The organism is Nonomuraea sp. B208 (genome assembly GCF_057536035.1).
The window spans coordinates 1,185,684-1,203,375 of the sequence record NZ_BAAJOU010000021.1 but is presented as its reverse complement, the minus strand read 5'-3'; the positions used below and the strand labels follow the sequence as shown (position 1 = coordinate 1,203,375).

The window sequence follows — 17,692 nt, the reverse complement described above, 5'->3', positions numbered from 1 at the left end:
CGTATGCCGGAACAGCAGACACGCCTGCTCGCGGAGCGTTACGAGCTCATCGCCCCGCTGGGCCGGGGCACCATGGGCACGGTGTGGCGCGCGCGCGACCGCGCGCTCGGGCGCGAGGTGGCGGTCAAGGAGATCCGCCATGACCCGGGGCTCACCGAAGAACAGCGGACCGAGCTGCGCGAACGCATGGTCCGCGAAGGCCGTCTCGCCTCGCGCATCAACCATCCCGCCGTGGCCTCGATCCACGACGTCCTGATCGACGACGGCAGTCCCTGGATCATCATGGAGCTCGTCGAGGGCCGCTCGCTGGAGCAGGTCATCGACGAGGAGGGGCCGCTGCCCCCGCGCCTGGTGGCCGAGATCGGCGTCGACCTGCTCGGCGCGCTGCGGGCCGCGCACAGCCAGGGCATCACGCACCGCGACGTCAAGCCGGGCAACGTGCTCATCACCGAGAACGGCCGGGTGGTGCTGACCGACTTCGGCATCGCCAAGGCCGAGGGCGACTCGCGGCTCACCAAGACGGGCATGGTGATCGGCTCTCCGGGCTACACCGCCCCGGAACGTGCCAGGGGCGAGTACACCGGGCCCGAGTCCGACATCTGGTCGCTCGGGGCCACGCTCTACTTCGCGGTCGAGGGGCGGCCGGCCTACGAGCGCTCCACGATCGCCGAGACGCTGGCGGCGCTGCTCACCGAGAGCGCCGACCCGCCCACGCAGGCGGGGCAGCTGCGTCCCGTGCTGAACGGCCTGCTCAACAAGGACTACCGGCAGCGGCTCAACGCCGCCAAGGCGGAGACCCTGCTCCGCATGGTCGCCGACACCCCCACGAGCGAGATGCCGGTGATCACGGCCGAGGCTCTGATGGCTCAGGAGGTCGCGTTGCCCGACCCGTTCGCCAAGAACCCCCCGCCGGGGCCCGCCGGGCAGCCGCAGGCGCCCGGCGCACGGCCGCCCGGCGCGCGGCCGCAGGCGCCGGCCGCACGGGGACAGGAGCCGGGGGTGCGAGGCCAGGAGCCGCGGCCGCAGCCGTTCTCCGGTCCTCAGAGCCCTGCCGCGACGCCCCCCGGCTCGCGCGGCCCGGCGGGATCGGTCCCCGGCCCCAAAGCGCCCACGGTGCCGCAGAACGCCTCCCAGGGCCACCCGCAGGGCCCGCCCCAGAGTCCACAGAGCCACCAGCAGGGCCGTCCCCAAGGCGCTCCCCCGCAAGGGCCCCGGACAGGACCCCCGACCGGCCCGCAACGGCCGCCGGGCGCGGGCGGCCAGGGGCCGGGCAACGCCTTCGACTCCGCCGGCGAGGGCTTCGACCCCGACCGCACGGTCAGCGTGGCCCGTCCCAAGGGCCCGTTCCCCACGCCGCCGCCCCAGCAGCCGGCCGACGAGGGCTCGATCAACACGATGCGCATCCAGTCGCCGATCGGCTCCCCCGGCCAGCAGGTCTATCCCCCGGCCAACCCCCCGGCGGGCAGGCAGCCCGACACCGCCCCCAACCCGGCTCCCCCGCAGCAGCAGCCCCCGCACTTCGGCCCCCAGCAGGGCGGTCCGCAGGTCCCCTTCGAGGGCCAGGGCCTCGGCACGGACCTGTTCTCCATCGCCGGCCCCGCGGAGCAGAAGCCGACGGGCAACCGCAACGGGATGCTCGTGCTCATGGCGGTGGCCGCCGCGGCCGCCGTCGTCATCGCCGTCCTCATCGTGGCCCTCTTCAGCAGCTGACCCCGGCCCTCGCGGGTAAGACTGGGAGTCATGAGCGAGTTCCGTATCGAACATGACTCCATGGGCGAGGTCCGCGTGCCGTCGGGGGCCAGGTGGCGTGCGCAGACCCAGCGGGCGGTGGAGAACTTCCCGGTGTCGGGGCGGCCTCTTGAGCCGTCCCACATCGCCGCGCTGGGCCTGGTCAAGGCGGTGGCCGCCGAGGTCAACGGCGAGCTGGGCGTGATCGACGAGGACCTGGCCGAGGCGATCGCGCAGGCGGCGGCCGACGTGGCCGACAACGAGCACGACGACCACTTCCCGATCGACGTCTTCCAGACCGGCTCCGGCACCTCGTCCAACATGAACGCCAACGAGGTGATCGCCACCCTGGCCGAGGAGCGGCTGGGCCGCCCGGTCCATCCGAACGACCATGTGAACGCCTCCCAGTCGTCCAACGACGTCTTCCCGACCTCGATCCACGTGGCGGCGGCCACCGAGGTGACCTTCCACCTGATCCCGTCGCTGCGTCACCTGGCAGAGGCGCTGCGGGCGAAGGAGGCCGAGTTCGCGGGCGTGGTGAAGTCGGGGCGCACCCACCTGATGGACGCCACGCCGGTGACGCTGGGCCAGGAGTTCGGCGGTTACGCCACCCAGGTCGAGCACGGCGTCGTACGGGTGACCGCCGCGATGGACCGCGTGCTGGAGCTGCCCCTGGGCGGCACCGCCGTGGGCACGGGCATCAACACGCCGCCGGGGTTCGCGAAGGCGGCCATCGCCAAGCTGCGCGAGGCGACCGGCATCCCGTTCACCGAGGCGGCGGACCACTTCGAGGCGCAGAGCGCGCAGGACTCCATCGTGGAGCTGTCCGGGCAGCTCAAGGTGGTGGCGGTGTCCCTCAACAAGATCGCCAACGATCTGCGCTGGATGGGCTCGGGCCCCCGCGCGGGGCTGGGCGAGATCAACCTGCCCGACCTGCAGCCCGGCTCGTCCATCATGCCGGGCAAGGTCAACCCGGTGATCCCCGAGGCCACGGCCATGGTCGCGGCCCAGGTGATCGGCAACGACGCGGCGATCACGTTCGCCGGGGCGTCCGGGAGCTTCGAGCTGAACGTGCAGCTCCCGGTGATCGCCCGCAACGTCCTGGAGTCGATCCGGCTGCTGGCGAACGTCTCCCGCCTGCTCGCCGACCGCTGCGTCACCGGCATCACGGCGAACGAAGAGCGCCTGCGCGAGTACGCCGAGTCGTCCCCGTCGATCGTCACCCCGCTCAACAGGTACGTCGGCTACGAGGAGGCCGCGAAGATCGCCAAGCAGGCCCTCGCGGAGCGCAAGACCATCCGCGAGGTGGTCGTCGAGCGCGGCCACGTGGCCGACGGCACCCTGACCGAGGAGCAGCTCGACGCCGCGCTCGACGTGCTGTCGATGACCCGGCCGGATTAGGCCGTACGGGTCGCGTGGCCCCAGCGGGTGAGCAGGGAGAGCGCGGCGCCGGAGTCCACGGCGTCGGCGGCCCGCTTGTAGGCGCCGGCGAGTGCGGGCACGAGCTCGTTCGCGCGCGGCGCGCCCTCGGCGGCCACCACGGCGGCGGCGGCGTTCAGCAGGACGATGTCGCGCACCGGGCCGCGCTCGCCCGCGAGGACGGCGCGGGCGACGGCGGCGTTGTGCCGGGCGTCGCCGCCCCGCAGGTCGTCGGGACGGGCGCGGGCGATGCCGAGCTCGGCGGGGTCGAAGGCGGTGCGGGTGACCGTGCCGAGCCGGACCACCCAGATGGTCGAGGGACCGCAGGTGGTGAGCTCGTCGAGCCCGTCGTGGCCGCGGAAGACGAGCGCGGAGCCGCCCCGCTCGGCCAGCACGCCGGCGATGACGGGCGCCATCCGCTGGTGGTAGACCCCGACCGCCTGCGCCGGCGGCAGCGCGGGGTTGGTGAGCGGGCCCAGGAAGTTGAACACCGTGGGCACGCCCAGCTCGCGGCGGGGCCCGGAGGTGCGCTTCAGCGCCGGGTTGAACACGGGCGCGAAGCAGAAGGTGATGCCGAGCTCCTCGGCGACGTGCACGACGGCGGCGGGCGGCAGGTCGATGACCACGCCCAGCTCCTCCAGCACGTCGGCGGCGCCGGACTTGGAGCTCGCGGCCCTGCCGCCGTGCTTGACGACCTTGACGCCCGCGGCGGCGGCCACGATGGCGGCCATGGTGGAGACGTTGACGGTGTTGGCCCGGTCGCCGCCGGTGCCGACGAGATCGACGGGATCACCGGAGACGCGGATCGCCGCCGACCGGGTCAGCATGCCGTCGGCCAGCCCGGAGACCTCTTCGACGCTCTCGCCCTTGGCCCGCAGCGCGACCGCGAACGCGGCGATCTGCGCGTCCGTGGCCTGGCCCGACATGATCTGCTCCATCGCCCAGGCGGCCTGGCGCGAGGTGAGCGACACCCCGTCGAGGAGCAGGGACAGCAGCTCGGCCCAGATCTTCGTGACCTCTTTGGCGGAGGCGGGAGTGGTGCCGGGTGCGACGTTGGCTGCGGTGCTGGTCACGGGAAAGCGCCCCTTTCGTGAAGTGCTCGACGGGGGCGCGTGCATGATGCCGGTGGCCGCCTCGTCGAGGCGGCCGGTGCGTGTGCGCTCGGAGGTCCGCCTAGGAGGCGGGCCACCACTGCTGCGCAGACGCGATCACGCGGCCCAACATATCAGACGGGGTGATCCACATAGCGCAGCGCGCATCTATGTCGTCAGCCCCCATGCTGGCCGGTGCGGGGAGCGCCTAGGGTGCGGAGTATGGCGAAGGAGCTGACTGGGCGGACCGCGCTGGTGACGGGGGCGGGCAGCGGCATCGGGGCGGCCTGCGCCCGGCGGCTGGCCGCCGCCGGCGCCCGGGTGCTGGTCGCGGACCTGCGGGCCGAGCCCGCCGAGAAGGTGGCCGCCGAGGTGGGCGGCGTGGCCGTGGTGGCCGATCTGGCCGATCCCGGGTTCGTCGCGGCGCTGCCGGACGAGCCGGTCGACATCGTGGTGAACAACGCCGGGTTCCAGCACGTGGCGCCGATCGAGGAGTTCCCGCCCGAGGTCTTCTCGGCCATGCTGCGGGTCATGGTGGAGGCGCCGTTCCTCATCGCGCGGCGGGTGCTGCCCGGCATGTACGAGCGCGGCTGGGGCAGGTTCGTCAACATCTCGTCCGTGCACGGGCTGCGGGCCTCGCCGTACAAGTCGGCGTACACCACGGCCAAGCACGCGATGGAGGGCTTCTCCAAGGTCGTGGCCCTGGAGGGGGCGGCCCACGGGGTGACCTCGACCTGCGTGTGCCCGGCGTACGTGCGCACGCCGCTGGTGGAGGCGCAGATCGCCGACCAGGCACGGGTGCACGGGATCGCGCCCGAGGAGGTGGTGGAGACGATCATGCTGGCGCCCGCGGCCGTCAAGCGCCTGATCGAGCCGGAGGAGGTGGCCGAGCTGGTCGCCTACCTGTGCGGCCCCAACGGCTCCTTCATCACCGGCGTCTCCCTTCCCATGGACGGGGGGTGGACCGCCCACTGATGTCCCGCCGCTATCTGGAGCTGCTGGCCCGCGAGGCGTCGGCGGTGGAGTTCGAGGGGCCGATCGTCGAGGCGCGGGCCCGGGGGGCGGACGCGGCCGAGATCGAGGAGCTGGAGCAGGCCAAGATCGAGGCGCTGCGGGTGCGCGCGCTGCTCAGGCGGCGGGCCCGGCGCGAGGCCGAGCTGTCGGCCCTGTACGACACCGCCGGCGACCTCGCCGCCCTGCGCGACCTGGACGCCGTCCTGGAGGCGATCGTCCATCGGGCCAGGCAGCTCCTCGCGACCGACATCGCGTACATGACCCTGCACGACCCCGAGCGGGGCGACACGTACATGCGGGTCACCGACGGGTCGATCTCGGCCAAGTTCCGTGCGCTGCGCCTGGCGATGGGCGCGGGACTCGGCGGGCTGGTGGCGCAGACGGCGACGCCGTACGCGACCGCCGACTACTTCGCCGACCCGCGCTTCCGCCACGAGGGCCACATCGACGAGGCCGTCAAGGAGGAGGGCCTGGTCGCGATCCTCGGCGTGCCGCTGCGGCTGGGGCAGCGGGTGATCGGCGTTCTGATGGCGGCCAACCGCAGCGCGCGGCCGTTCCACCAGGAGGAGGTGGCGCTGCTGGCGAGCCTCGCGGCGCACGCGGCGGTGGCGATCGACAACGCGCGGCTGCTCCAGGAGACCAGGAACGCGCTGGAGGAGCTGTCGCGGGCCCACCGCACCGCGCGGGCGCGCGGCGAGGCGGTGGAGCGGGCGGCGCTGGCCCACGACCGGATGACCTCGCTGGTGCTGCGCGGCGGCGGCATCGAGGACGTCGCGGCCGTGGTCACGGAGGTGCTGGGCGGGAGGCTCGCGGTCCTCGACGACCTGGGGCGGCCGCTCACCGGCGACGTGGGCGAGCTGGACGCGGGGGTGTTCGAGGCCGCGCAGGCGTCGCGGGCGCTCGGCCGCACGGTGCGGCGCGGCGAGCTGCTGGTGGCGTCCGTGGACGTCGGCGGCGAGCCGCTGTGCACGCTCGTGCTGCGCAGCGACGACGCCGACGAGCGCATCCTGGAGCGGGCGGCGCTGGTGTGCGCGCTGCTGCTGCTGTTCCGGCGGAGCGTGGCCGAGGCGGAGGGCCGGGTACGCGGCGAGCTGCTGGACGACCTGATCGCCCGGCCGGACTCCCCCGGCCTCGCCGACCGGGCCAGACGGCTCGGCGTGGACCTGGGGGCGCCGCACGTCGTCGTGGTGGTCAAGCACGGCGGGCAGCGGGAGCGGGCGGCGTTCTGGGCGTCCTCGCAGGCGGCCATCAGGCACGGGCTCGCGGCGGGGCGGGGCGACGAGGTCGTGCTGCTGCTGCCGGGCGAGCGGCCGGGAGCGCTGGCCACGCGGGTGGCCGCCGAGCTGAGCGCGTCCCTGGGCGCGCCCGCGACGGCCGGCGCGGCCCTCGCGGCTCTCGCGCCGCCGGAGGAGGCCGCCCCCTACGCGACCGCCTACCAGGAGGCGCGGCGGTGCGCCGAGGCGCTGATCGCGCTCGGCCGGGCCGGTGACGGCGCGAGCGCGGCCGAGCTGGGCTTCGTCGGGCTGCTCGTCGGCGACGGCCGCGACGTGCGCGGCTTCGTGGACCGGGTGCTGGGCGCGGTGATCGGCTACGACGCCCGGCGCGGCACCGCGCTGGCCGACACGCTGGCCGCCTACTTCGGCACGGGCTGCTCGCCGTCGCGTACGGCCGAGGCCCTGCACATCCACGTCAACACGGTGACACAGCGGCTCGACCGGGTCGGCCGGCTGCTCGGCGACGGCTGGCAGGAGCCCGAGCGGGCGCTCGAACTCCAGCTCGCCCTCCGCCTGCACCGGCTCGGCCACACATCCACCGGCCAGAGTGTGGGCCCTGACTCCATATGAGTGACGCCGGTCACTCCCTACCGTGACCGGCATGGCCACTTCCATCAAGAAGATCGTCGCCGCCAGCCTGATCGGCACGACCATCGAGTGGTACGACTTCTTCCTCTACGGCTCCGCCGCCGCCCTCGTCTTCAACAAGCTCTTCTTCCCCGAGTCCGATCCGCTGACCGGCACGCTGCTGTCGTTCCTCACCTACGCCGTCGGGTTCGTCGCCCGGCCGCTCGGCGGCCTGGTCTTCGGACACTTCGGCGACCGGGTGGGCCGCAAGACCCTGCTGGTCGTCAGCCTGCTGATGATGGGGGCGGCGACGTTCCTCATCGGCTGCCTGCCGACGTACGAGACCCTCGGCCCGGCCGCCGCGCTGGTGCTGACCGGCCTCCGCCTGGTGCAGGGCTTCGCGCTCGGCGGCGAGTGGGGCGGCGCGGTGCTCATCGTCTCCGAGCACGGCGACGACGCCCGCCGCGGCTTCTGGGCCTCCTGGCCGCAGGCCGGCGCGCCGGGCGGCAACCTGCTGGCCACCGGCGTGCTGGCGGCGCTGGCCGCCTGGCAGTCGGAGGAGACGTTCCTGGCGTGGGGGTGGCGGGTGCCGTTCCTGCTGTCGGGGGTGCTCGTGCTGATCGGCCTGTGGATCCGGCTGTCGATCACCGAGTCGCCCGTCTTCCAGAAGTCGGCGCCGGAGGAACGGGCGCCCATCGTGGGCGTGCTGCGCCACCACTGGAAGGACGTGCTCGTCGCCATCGGCGCCCGCCTGGCCGAGAACATCTCCTTCTACCTGCTCACCGTCTTCGTCATCACCTACGCCAAGACCGCCGGCGTCGAGAACTCGACCGTGCTGAGCGCGGTGCTCGTCGCCTCGGCGGTGCACTTCGTGACGATCCCGATGTGGGGCGCGCTGTCGGACCGGGTCGGCCGCCGCCCGATCTACCTGGCCGGAGCGGCCGGCATCGGGCTGTGGATCTTCGCGTTCTTCCCGCTGGTGGACACCGGCAACTTCCTGGCGATCACCCTCGCGGTCATCGTCGGCCTGCTGTTCCACGGCATGATGTACGGCCCCCAGGCGGCCTTCTTCTCCGAGCTGTTCGGCACCCGGATGCGCTACACCGGCGTGTCGATCGGCGCCCAGCTCTCGGCCATCGTGGCGGGCGCGCTCGCGCCCATCATCGCGGTGGCCCTGCTGCGCGCGTACTCCAGTAGCCTTCCCATCTCTCTCTACCTCGGGCTGGCCGCGGTCCTCACGCTGGGCGCGGTCTACGCCGCCCGGGAGACCCAGGGCCGCGACCTGGCCGAAAGGACCCACGTACGATGAAGGTCACCACTCCCCGGCTCACCCAGAACGTCCTGACCGTCGAGGGCAGGGACGGCGGCGAGCCCGTGCTGTTCGTCCACGGCAACGTCTCCTCGGCCGCGTTCTGGCGTGACCAGATGGCGGCGCTGCCCGGCCGCTACCGCCCGCTCGCCGTGGACCTGCGTGGCTTCGGCGACACCGAGCCGGCCCCGGTGGACGCCACCCGCGGCCTGCGCGACTACTCCGACGACGTGCTCGACCTGGTCGAGACGATGGATCTGGCGCCGGTCCACCTGGTCGGCTGGAGCATGGGCGGCGGCGTCGTGATGCAGGCCCTGCGCGACCGTCCCGGCGTGGTGCGGAGCGTCACGCTGGTCAACCCGGTCTCGCCGTACGGCTTCGGCGGCACCGAGGGCGTGGACGGCCGGATCACGCACCCCGACGGCGCGGGCGCGGGCGCCGGCGGCGCGAACCCCGACTTCGTGGCCCGACTCCAGTCCGGCGACCTGTCGGACGAGTCGCCCACGTCGCCGCGCAGCGTCTTCCGCTCCTCCTACGTCAAGCACCCGGTCCCCGACGAGGACTTCTACGTCCGCGCCATGCTGACCACCCGCGTGGGCGAGGCCCACTACCCGGGTGACCTGGTCACCTCCGACGCCTGGCCGAACGTGGCCCCCGGCAAGACCGGCGTGCTCAACACCATGTCCCCGACCTACTTCCGGCTGGACGACCTGCCGGAGATCGACCCCAAGCCGCCCATCCTCTGGATCAGGGGCGCCGACGACGTCATCGTCTCCGACACGTCCCTGTTCGACCTGGCCCACCTCGGCGCGCTCGGCGTCGTGCCCGGCTCCCCCGGCACGCCCGCCCAGCCGATGGTGACGCAGACGCGGGCGGTGCTGGAGCGCTACGGCCCCTACCGCGAGGCGGTCATCGCCGAGTGCGGCCACAGCCCGCACCTGGAGCACCCCGCCGAGTTCGGCCGGCTCCTGGCCGCCCACCTGGGCGAGGCGTGATGCTGGTCGCCCTCACCCTCGTCGCGAGCCTGCTGACGCCCGTACAGCAGCAGCACCCGCAGCAGATCACGGTGCCGGGAGCGGAGAAGCAGGTGGTCGCCCGCCTGGCCGACCTCACCACCGCCGGCACCGTGGCCAGCGGCCACACCGACCCGGCCGACTGGGCCGGGCTGCACTCGGCCGCCACGGTCAACCCGACCGGCGTGCCGGGCACGCAGATCGACGGATACTTCCCCGACACCTCCACCGGCAACGCCACGCACGGCTGGAACCACGACGCCCAGTTCGTGATCAGGCTGCCCGACCGCTGGAACGGCGGCCTGGTCGTCAGCGGCACCCCGGGCAACCGGGAGCAGTACGCCAACGACTACACGATCTCCGACTGGGTGCTGTCCAAGGGCTACGCCTTCGCCGCCACCGACAAGGGCAACGTCGGCACGGCCTTCCACGAGGACGGGCGCGCCCCCGGCGACGCCATCGCCGAGTGGAACCACCGCGTCACCCAGCTCGCGGTGGCCGCCAAGGCCGTGGTCCGCCAGCGGTACGGCCGGCAGCCGGCCCGTACGTTCGCGGCCGGCATCTCCAACGGCGGCTACCTCGTCCGCTGGCAGCTGGAGAACCGCGGCCACCTCTACGACGGCGGCGTGGACTGGGAGGGCACGCTCTGGCGGCTCAAGGGCGACAACCTGCTGAACGTCCTGCCTCCGGCGCTGAAGGCGTACCCGGACGAGGCCGGGGTGCGGGCGGCCGGGTTCGCGGCCGGGTCGGAGTTCCTGTGGCCGTTCCACCGGCAGTACTACTGGGAGCTCACCCAGGAGCTCTACCAGAAGGAGCTGGACCCGTCCTACCAGGGCGCGCCCGCGGACTACGATTACGACGCGCGCAAGCCGTACGGGGCCGTCGCCAAGATCGCGCTGACCGGCCGGATCACCAAGCCGCTCATCACGGTCCACGGGACGCTCGACACGCTGCTGCCGATCTCCCGCAGCTCCGACGTCTACGCCCGGATGGTCGGGCCGCACCGGCCGTTCCGCTATCACCGGGTCGAGGGCGGCAACCATCTGGACAGCCTGGTGGATCTCTACCCCGACCGGCTCAAGCCGCTGCTGCCCGTCTTCAGGAGCGCGTTCGAGGAGCTGGAGGGGTGGGTCAGGTGAGATAGCGGTGCCGGCCCGCGCGCGCCAGGCGCACCACGTGCCGGACGCCGGGCAGGCGCCGGCCGAGCCGGTGCAGCGGGGTGTCCCTGCCGAGCGGTGAGGGCCGGCTCGGGTCCACGGCGGCGGCCGGGCGCACCTGGACCCGTCCCCGCCGTACGCTGAGCGCGAAGCGCAGCCCGATCTCCTCCTCGGCCGAGCGCAGCGACGCCATCCAGTCGCCGCGGCAGAGGTGGTCGGGTGCCGGCCACATGCGCCGCACCGGCAGCTTGGCCACGAGCTGCCCGGCGATCTTGCCGGGCAGTCCGGCCTCGGCGAGGGCGGGGGCGCTCACCTCGCGCTCGCGGCCGTGGCCGGTGCTGTGCAGCACCAGCTCCAGCGGCGGGCCACCGCTCGGCGGCACGTACGGCACCGGCAGCACCACGTAGGCGTGCCCGTCGAGCTGCTTGACCTCGGCCCCCGGTGACACCAGCGCGATCGACTCGGCGAACGAGCGCGGCTCGACGGCGAGCCCCAGCTCCCCCTGGTCGGTCCAGCAGGGCACGACGAGGCGCATGCGGGGCCGCTGGGCGAGCACGCCGAGGCAGTTGAGCGGGCCCTCTCCCCTGCGCACCCGGCTTCTCGCCTGGTTGGCGCCGCCGTACATGCGCACGTGCAGCTCCCACTGGCCGGGCAGCAGCGGCTCGCCGAACGCGGCGCTGCTCACGTCGATCCTCGCCTCGGCCTTGATCTGCACGCGGGCCCTGCGGCGGCCCTCCTGGACCACCTCGACGCGCTGGGCGAGCGGCAGGAAGTAGATGTCGCCGGTCTCGGCGTGGCGTACGTAGACCTCGATGCGGGCCCGCTCGACGGCGTCGCTCACGTTGGTGACGGTGGGGTGCAGCAGTTTGGGGTCGATGGCGCGCGGCGGCACCCAGTGCAGGCGGGGGCCGTCCACGCGGTAGCGGTCGGGCCGGCCGTCGCCGTCCTTGACCTCGACGGTGAGCCCGAGCACCAGGACGTGGGCGTCCCAGCGCACCTCCGTCAGCTCCGAGAGCAGGCCGCCGCGGCGGGTCGAGGTGGACAGCAGCACGATCTGGTCCAGGCGGCCCGTCCTGACGAACGCGGCCACCGCCCGGAGCTGGACGGGCAGGTGGCGGTCCAGCTTCTCGGGGAAGCGCTCCTTCACGAGCTGCTGCACGAGGCGGAAGTGCCGGCCCCGGTCCACGGAGGAGTCGGCGAACCTGCTGGTCAGCAGGGGCCGCAGGACGGCGTAGCGGTACCAGTAGGCGTACATGCGGTCGCGCTGGCGGCCCTCGCCGACGTAGGCGTCGATGTCGTTGAGCAGTGACCGCAGCTCCTGCGCCATGGCGTGCGGCTCCTCCTCCAGCCGGGGCCGTTCGCCGAGGTGGCAGCAGACGTGCTCGGCGAGCACCGCGATCACCTTGGCGCGCACGTACGCCCGCATGACGAACGCCTGCTCGGCCAGCCGCCCGCCGGTCAAGGAGAAGCCGAGGTCGTGCTCCTCCAGGAAGGCCCGGCGGTAGAGCTGCTGCGGGCCGAGCACGCTGAGCAGCCGGTCGCGCAGGATGTCGGCGCGGCCGGTGCTGCGGTTGAAGGCGATCATCGGCGGGCCCGAGTCGCGCACCAGGCGGCCGATCAGCACGTCCGCGCCGGTGTCCACGGCCCGCTCGTGCATGCGGGCGAGGGCGTCGCGTTCCAGGCGGTCGCGCTGGTCGAGGAAGAAGACGTACTCGCCCCGGGCGGCGGCCAGCCCCACGTTGCGGCCCCGTGCGGGCGAGCCGGTGCAGGGCAGGTGGAGCGCCCGGACGTTCGGGCGGGTCGCGGCGATGGCGTCCAGGCGCTCGGCGGTGCCGTCCGTGGATCCGTCGTCCACGAGCAGCACCTCGACGTCGCCCGCGGGCATCGACTGCTCCAAGGCGGAGCGGATGCACGCGTCCGCGGTGTCACCCGGATTGTGGACATTGACGATCACACTGACCTTCACACCCATGCGGCCAGCCTGTGCCCCGCCCCGCCGTCAGGGCGCGGTGGCTTGCCGATTGCAGAAGGAAAGTTGACCTGGCCGGGTGTCCCTCTGGGAGGTTCAGTACCAACCGACGCGCTGCGAGTGACCCCAGGCGCCGCAGGGCGTGCCGTAACGGCCCTTGATGTAGCCGAGGCCCCACTTGATCTGGGTGGCGGCGTTGGTCTGCCAGTCGGCGCCCGCGCTCGCCATCTTGCTGCCGGGCAGCGACTGCGGGATGCCGTACGCGCCGGAGTAGCGGTTCATGGCCCGCTCGTTCCAGCCGCTCTCCTTGGTCCAGAGCGACTCCAGGCAGCCCCACTGGTCGGCGCCGAAGCCGAACGAGGCGAGCATGGCCTTGGCGACGGCCTTGTTGCTGCCGGGCGAGGGGTTGGTGCCGGGCGGGAAGTTCTGGGCGGGGAAGCCGTCGCCGCCGGGGGCCTGCTTGGGCACCACCCAGGACAGCTCCTCCTTGTGGTCGGCGGCGCCGTCGCGGTTCTTCTTGAGCTGCTCGGCGCGGAAGGCCTGCTCGGCCGCGGCCTTGAGCGCGTCGGTCTCGGGGTCGGGCGCCGAGAGGTTGCCGCTGGCCAGCTTGCCCATGTCCTCCATCGAGAACACGGGGGCGGCCGGCTTGCTCGCGTTGTCGATCGCGCGCATGGCGACGAAGGTGCCGCCACCGCCGACGACCGCCAGCGAGACGACGGTGATGACGATGGCCTTGGGCTTGACGCGGCGCGACGACCGGCGTGCCGAGGGGACATCGGTTGTCGGGGGGCGCTCACTCAAACGCGGACCGGGGCTCACGATCCATGAGCTTGCCCTGTCCTGGGGGGTGCCGCGCAACCGAAACGCGGTAATCGCTTGATGTTCCCTTGGCTAACCAGCACGTTAGCGTGCTATTTCGGGATACTGTGAGATTTGTCACACTATGGTGACTCCCCTTCGTGCCCCCGTTGACCGAAGGGAAGCCGCTTTCAGGGTTTCTGTCCTTCTTCCCGATGGCTTCAACAGGACGTCACAGTTTGGTGACACAACCCGGCTATACAGGACATGGAACGATAATGTGCGCGTGGCAGGCATTCTCCTCGTCGAAGACGACCCCTCGGTCCGCACCGCACTTGAGCTGGCGCTGACCCGTCAGGGGCACTCGGTGACGTCGTACGCGACCGGCGAGGAGGCACTCGACCACATCCGGGCCCGCCGCCCCGAGATCGCCATCCTCGACGTCATGCTCCCCGGCATCGACGGCATCGAGGTCTGCCGCCGGGTGCGCAAGCTCGACCAGCTCCCCGTCATCCTGCTCACGGCCCGCGGCGACGACCTGGACATCGTGGTCGGCCTGGAGGCCGGCGCCGACGACTACGTGGTCAAGCCGGTCGAGCCCCGCGTCCTGGACGCGCGCATCAGGGCCATCCTGCGCCGCGCCGAGTCCGCCGCCTCCGACCGCATCACCTTCGGCGACCTCGTCATCGACCGGGGCGCGCTCAAGGTCACGCTGGCCGGCAAGGAGATCCACCTGACGCCCACCGAGCTGCGGCTGCTGCTGGAGCTCGTCCGCCACCCCGGGCAGGTGCTCAACCGCCGCTACCTGCTGCGGGCGGTCTGGGACCACACGCACATCGCCGACTCCCGCCTCGTGGACGCCTGCGTGCAGCGCATCCGGGCCAAGATCGAGCCGAAGCCCGCCGAGCCGGTGTTCATCCACACCGTGCGCGGCTTCGGCTACCGCTTCAGCCCTCCGTGACCAGTGATGTCCCAGTGATGCCTCAGTGATCCCTCTTCCCACCGGACTGCGCGCCCGGCTCGTCATCACGTTCACGCTGGTCGCCGTCACCGCGTCCATGCTCGTGGCCACGATCGGCTTCGAGCTGGCCAAGACCGCCCTGGTGACCAGGACCGAGCGGACCTCCATGGACCTCGTCGTACGGGAGCTGAACGGGGTCGACTTCCCCGTCGGCCGGCCGCGGCCGGGCGAGGCCGAGCCCACCAGCAGGGAGCTGAATCGCCTGGCCCAGACCATGAGCGCCCCCGGCAGGAGCGTCGTCGTCGAGTACGGCGACCTGGTCTCCGTCACCGGCCCGATGAGCCTCCGCGACGTCCCCAACGAGCTCTACGGCCGCGCCAAGCAGAGCGTCGTCACCCAGCGCCGGGTGATCAGAGGCGAACTGTGGCTCATCGTCGGCACCGAGGTCCACCGCGCGACCAACGGCGTGCCCGAGGCCACCGGCCTGCGCGCGTTCGTCTTCTTCCCCATGCGGGCCGACGTCAGCCAGCTCGACACCCTGCGCGCCAGGCTGTTCCAGGGCGGCATCGCGATCGTGCTCATCGCCCTGGTCGTGGCGCTGTTCTCGGCCCGCCAGGTGCTGCTGCCGGTGCGCCGGCTGAGCGCCGCCGCCCAGGCGCTCGGCGAGGGCCGGCTGGACACCCGCCTGCCGGTCCACGGCCAGGACGAGCTGGCCGGGCTGACCGCCAGGTTCAACGACGCCGCCGCGGCGCTGGAGCTGAGCGTGTCCGAGCTGCGCTCGCTGGAGGCCATGTCCCGCCGGTTCGTGGCCGACGTCTCGCACGAGCTGCGTACGCCGCTGACCGCCATGACGGCCGTGGCCGACGTGCTGTCGGAGGAGGCCAACCGGCTGCCCGAGGCGCCCGCGGAGGCCGTCCGGCTGGTGCTCGGGGAGATCGAGCGCCTGCGCGAGCTGGTCGAGCACCTCATCGAGATCAGCCGCTTCGACGCCGGCACCGCCACGCTCAACCTGGAGCCGGTCAACGTGGCCGACGCCATCGACGACTGCCTGGGGACCCGCGGCTGGACCGAGCAGGTCAAGGTGAACGCCTCCCAGGGGCTGACCGCCAACCTCGACCCGAGGAGGTTCGACGTGATCGTGGCCAACCTCGTCGGCAACGCGCTCAAGCACGGCGGCCCGCCGGTGGTGGTCAGCGCCCGCAGCACCGAGAACGGGCTGGAGATCAGGGTGCGCGACCACGGCAGGGGCATCCCGCGCGAGGCGCTGCCGCACGTCTTCGACCGCTTCTTCAAGGCCGGCGCGGGCCGGGCGCGCAGCCAGGGCAGCGGCCTCGGCCTCGCCATCGCCCGCGCGAACGTGCACCTGCACGGCGGCACCATCTCGGTACGCGCCCAGGAGCCCGGCACCCTCTTCACCGTCTGGCTGCCCCACACATGAGAGCCAGGGCCGTCCTCGCGCTGCTCGCCTGCGTCCTGCCGGCCGCCTGCGGCATCTCGCCCACCGACGTGCAGGAACGCGGCAACGCGCCCACCATCAGCATCCCGCCGCCGTCCAAGACGATCTTCCTCATCAGGGACGGCAAGCTCACGCTGGAACCCGCCGACGTCGGGGACGACACGGTGGAGAGCCTGCTCGGCGCGCTGTTCGCGGCGTCCGGGCAGCCGCTCGGCGACAGGGAGACGGCGCTGCGCGGGTTCACGTACCTGCGGACCAAGGACTCGCTCAACCCCGTGCAGCGCGACGAGATGCAGCTCCCGCGCACGCTGACGCTGACCGTCTACATCAGGGGCGCGGGCGCGCTGAGCGACCTCGGCAAGGCGCAGATCGTCTGCACGGCGCAGCAGGACGCGGCGTACGAGCAGGTCAAGATCGTCCGTGACAACGAGAACCGCCCCCCGAAGGACGAGGGGCGGTACACCTGCGGCGATCTCCGCAGCGCTACATCGTGATGTCCTCCAGCATCTCGGTGACCAGCGCGGCGATCGGCGAGCGCTCGGAGCGGGTCAGCGTGACGTGGGCGAACAGCGGATGCCCCTTGAGCTTCTCCACCACCGCCACCACGCCGTCGTGCCGCCCGACCCGCAGATTGTCGCGCTGGGCGATGTCGTGGGTGAGCACCACGCGGGAGTTGGCGCCGATCCGGCTCAGCACCGTGAGCAGCACCCCGCGCTCCAGCGACTGGGCCTCGTCCACGATGACGAACGCGTCGTGCAGCGACCGGCCGCGGATGTGCGTGAGCGGAAGCACCTCCAGCATGCCCCGGTCCAGCACCTCGTCGATCACCTCGGGCGTGGTGACCGCGCCCAGCGTGTCGTAGACCGCCTGCGCCCACGGGCCCATCTTCTCGCCCTCGGTGCCCGGCAGGTAGCCGAGCTCCTGGCCGCCGACCGCGTAGAGCGGACGGAAGACGACCACCTTGCGGTGCTGGCGGCGCTCCAGCACGGCCTCCAGGCCCGCGCACAGCGCCAGCGCCGACTTTCCTGTGCCGGCCCGGCCGCCCAGCGAGATGATGCCGATCTCCGGGTCCATCAGCAGGTCGAGCGCGATGCGCTGCTCGGCGGAGCGGCCGTGCAGGCCGAACACCTCGCGGTCGCCGCGCACCAGGCGTACGGACTTGTCGGGCAGCACCCGGCCGAGCGCCGAGCCCTTGGCCGACAGCAGCCGCAGCCCGGTGTGGGTCGGCAGCTCCCTGGCCTCCTCCACCTCGGCCGTGCCGTGCTCGAAGAGCGTCTCGACGTCCTCGGCGGTGACCTGGATCTCGGCCATCCCGGTCCAGCCCGACTCGTGCACCAGCTCGGCGCGGTATTCCTCCGCGGTCAGGCCGATCGAGGCCGCCTTGACCCGCATGGGCAGGTCCTTGGAGACCAGCACGACGTCGCAGCCCTCGGCGGCCAGGTGACGGGCCACCGTGAGGATGCGCGTGTCGTTGTCGCCGAGGCGGAATCCGACCGGCAAGATGGACGGGTCGCTGTGATTGAGCTCAACCCTGAGTGTGCCGTCCCCAGTCGGCGTCGGCATGGGCTCGTCGAGCCTGCCGTGCCTGATCCGCAGATCGTCGAGGTAGCGCAGGGCCTGCCTCGCGAAATAGCCGAGCTCTGGGTGATGCCGCTTGCCTTCCAGCTCGGTGATCACGACGATCGGCAGGACCACGTCGTGCTCGGCGAAGCGGGTCAGGGCCGCCGGGTCGGCCAGCAGCACCGAGGTGTCGAGCACATAGGTGCGCTTGGCCGGCTGGGTCGTAGGGTTGCTCGAGGACACTGCCACACGTTCTCCCCCGGGCGCCCCACGTGCGGGCGCCCTGCAGACGAGGCGGGAATCGGACCGGACCCGCGTTCCCCGACCGCGAGACGCCGTCGGCGCCGGGTTCCGGCCCCCCTCGGCGGATCGTGGT

14 protein-coding genes are annotated in these 17,692 nt (G+C 72.7%); 10 read left to right on the top strand and 4 right to left on the bottom strand.

What is annotated here, in order from left to right; translation table 11 throughout:
• Positions 1-3 precede the first annotated feature (3 nt).
• Both AC27IY_RS22705 and AC27IY_RS22700 read left to right on the top strand, forming a co-directional pair.
• A complete protein-coding gene (locus AC27IY_RS22705) occupies positions 4-1,710 on the top strand; it encodes a serine/threonine-protein kinase (RefSeq protein ID WP_423452480.1) in 1,707 nt (568 codons plus the stop codon).
• Between the two features lie 30 nt (positions 1,711-1,740).
• Positions 1,741-3,129, top strand: a complete 1,389-nt coding sequence (locus AC27IY_RS22700; protein ID WP_487179097.1) for a class II fumarate hydratase — start codon at positions 1,741-1,743, stop codon at positions 3,127-3,129.
• Here AC27IY_RS22700 and trpD read toward each other — a convergent pair.
• Positions 3,126-4,220, bottom strand: a complete 1,095-nt coding sequence (gene trpD, locus AC27IY_RS22695) for an anthranilate phosphoribosyltransferase (protein ID WP_364454862.1) — start codon at positions 4,218-4,220, stop codon at positions 3,126-3,128. The genes AC27IY_RS22700 and trpD overlap by 4 nt on opposite strands.
• Positions 4,221-4,460: 240 nt before the next feature.
• Here trpD and AC27IY_RS22690 point away from each other — a divergent pair, with 240 nt between their 5' ends.
• Genes AC27IY_RS22690 through AC27IY_RS22670 form a run of 5 tightly spaced genes read left to right on the top strand, consistent with a single transcriptional unit; the run spans position 4,461 to position 10,554 of the window.
• Entirely contained in the window at positions 4,461-5,213 is a 753-nt protein-coding gene (locus tag AC27IY_RS22690) for a 3-hydroxybutyrate dehydrogenase (protein ID WP_344210802.1), read from the top strand.
• Positions 5,198-7,096 carry a helix-turn-helix domain-containing protein gene (locus AC27IY_RS22685; RefSeq protein ID WP_371249893.1) on the top strand — a complete coding sequence of 633 codons (1,899 nt, stop codon included), beginning with the start codon at positions 5,198-5,200 and terminating at the stop codon, positions 7,094-7,096. Before AC27IY_RS22690 ends, AC27IY_RS22685 begins: the two co-directional genes overlap by 16 nt.
• A 31-nt stretch (positions 7,097-7,127) precedes the next feature.
• Positions 7,128-8,402, top strand: a complete 1,275-nt coding sequence (locus tag AC27IY_RS22680) for an MFS transporter (RefSeq protein WP_423477075.1) — start codon at positions 7,128-7,130, stop codon at positions 8,400-8,402.
• Positions 8,399-9,397 carry an alpha/beta fold hydrolase gene (locus tag AC27IY_RS22675; RefSeq protein WP_449951135.1) on the top strand — a complete coding sequence of 333 codons (999 nt, stop codon included), beginning with the start codon at positions 8,399-8,401 and terminating at the stop codon, positions 9,395-9,397. Before AC27IY_RS22680 ends, AC27IY_RS22675 begins: the two co-directional genes overlap by 4 nt.
• Positions 9,397-10,554: an alpha/beta hydrolase family protein gene (locus AC27IY_RS22670; protein ID WP_423452475.1), complete on the top strand. Its 1,158-nt coding sequence runs from the start codon at positions 9,397-9,399 to the stop codon at positions 10,552-10,554. The genes AC27IY_RS22675 and AC27IY_RS22670 overlap by 1 nt, the downstream gene beginning before the upstream one ends.
• Here the strand turns inward: AC27IY_RS22670 and AC27IY_RS22665 are convergent.
• On the bottom strand, positions 10,547-12,544 hold the full coding sequence (locus AC27IY_RS22665; RefSeq protein ID WP_487179096.1) for a glycosyltransferase family 2 protein: 1,998 nt from the start codon (positions 12,542-12,544) through the stop codon (positions 10,547-10,549). The genes AC27IY_RS22670 and AC27IY_RS22665 overlap by 8 nt on opposite strands.
• Positions 12,545-12,637: 93 nt before the next feature.
• The gene (locus tag AC27IY_RS22660; RefSeq protein ID WP_344210814.1) at positions 12,638-13,342 is read right to left on the bottom strand and encodes an aggregation-promoting factor C-terminal-like domain-containing protein; all 705 of its coding nucleotides are present in this window, start codon (positions 13,340-13,342) and stop codon (positions 12,638-12,640) included.
• A 283-nt stretch (positions 13,343-13,625) separates the two neighbouring features.
• Between AC27IY_RS22660 and AC27IY_RS22655 the strand changes: the two genes are divergently transcribed.
• The 3 genes from AC27IY_RS22655 to AC27IY_RS22645 are packed head-to-tail and all read left to right on the top strand — an operon-like array spanning position 13,626 to position 16,250.
• A complete protein-coding gene (locus tag AC27IY_RS22655) occupies positions 13,626-14,300 on the top strand; it encodes a response regulator transcription factor (RefSeq protein WP_026214755.1) in 675 nt (224 codons plus the stop codon).
• Positions 14,301-14,325: 25 nt separating this feature from the next.
• The gene (locus AC27IY_RS22650) at positions 14,326-15,738 is read left to right on the top strand and encodes an ATP-binding protein (protein WP_423452473.1); all 1,413 of its coding nucleotides are present in this window, start codon (positions 14,326-14,328) and stop codon (positions 15,736-15,738) included.
• Positions 15,735-16,250 (top strand): hypothetical protein, encoded by a 516-nt coding sequence (locus AC27IY_RS22645; RefSeq protein WP_364454885.1) that lies wholly within the window; start codon positions 15,735-15,737, stop codon positions 16,248-16,250. The genes AC27IY_RS22650 and AC27IY_RS22645 overlap by 4 nt, the downstream gene beginning before the upstream one ends.
• Here AC27IY_RS22645 and phoH2 read toward each other — a convergent pair.
• Positions 16,240-17,565, bottom strand: a complete 1,326-nt coding sequence (gene phoH2, locus AC27IY_RS22640; RefSeq protein ID WP_344210822.1) for an RNA 5'-3' helicase PhoH2 — start codon at positions 17,563-17,565, stop codon at positions 16,240-16,242. The two genes, AC27IY_RS22645 and phoH2, sit on opposite strands and share 11 nt — an antisense overlap.
• Between the last annotated feature and the right edge of the window lie 127 nt (positions 17,566-17,692).

What these genes read in the sequence shown, in the direction of transcription:
- AC27IY_RS22680 (WP_423477075.1), top strand. Translation starts at nt 7,128, where the DNA reads ATGGCCACTTCCATCAAGAAGATCGTCGCCGCCAGCCTGATCGGCACG.
- AC27IY_RS22665 (WP_487179096.1), bottom strand. Translation starts at nt 12,544, where the DNA reads ATGGGTGTGAAGGTCAGTGTGATCGTCAATGTCCACAATCCGGGTGAC.
- AC27IY_RS22670 (WP_423452475.1), top strand. Translation starts at nt 9,397, where the DNA reads ATGCTGGTCGCCCTCACCCTCGTCGCGAGCCTGCTGACGCCCGTACAG.
- AC27IY_RS22675 (WP_449951135.1), top strand. Translation starts at nt 8,399, where the DNA reads ATGAAGGTCACCACTCCCCGGCTCACCCAGAACGTCCTGACCGTCGAG.
- AC27IY_RS22700 (WP_487179097.1), top strand. Translation starts at nt 1,741, where the DNA reads ATGAGCGAGTTCCGTATCGAACATGACTCCATGGGCGAGGTCCGCGTG.
- AC27IY_RS22645 (WP_364454885.1), top strand. Translation starts at nt 15,735, where the DNA reads ATGAGAGCCAGGGCCGTCCTCGCGCTGCTCGCCTGCGTCCTGCCGGCC.
- AC27IY_RS22690 (WP_344210802.1), top strand. Translation starts at nt 4,461, where the DNA reads ATGGCGAAGGAGCTGACTGGGCGGACCGCGCTGGTGACGGGGGCGGGC.
- AC27IY_RS22705 (WP_423452480.1), top strand. Translation starts at nt 4, where the DNA reads ATGCCGGAACAGCAGACACGCCTGCTCGCGGAGCGTTACGAGCTCATC.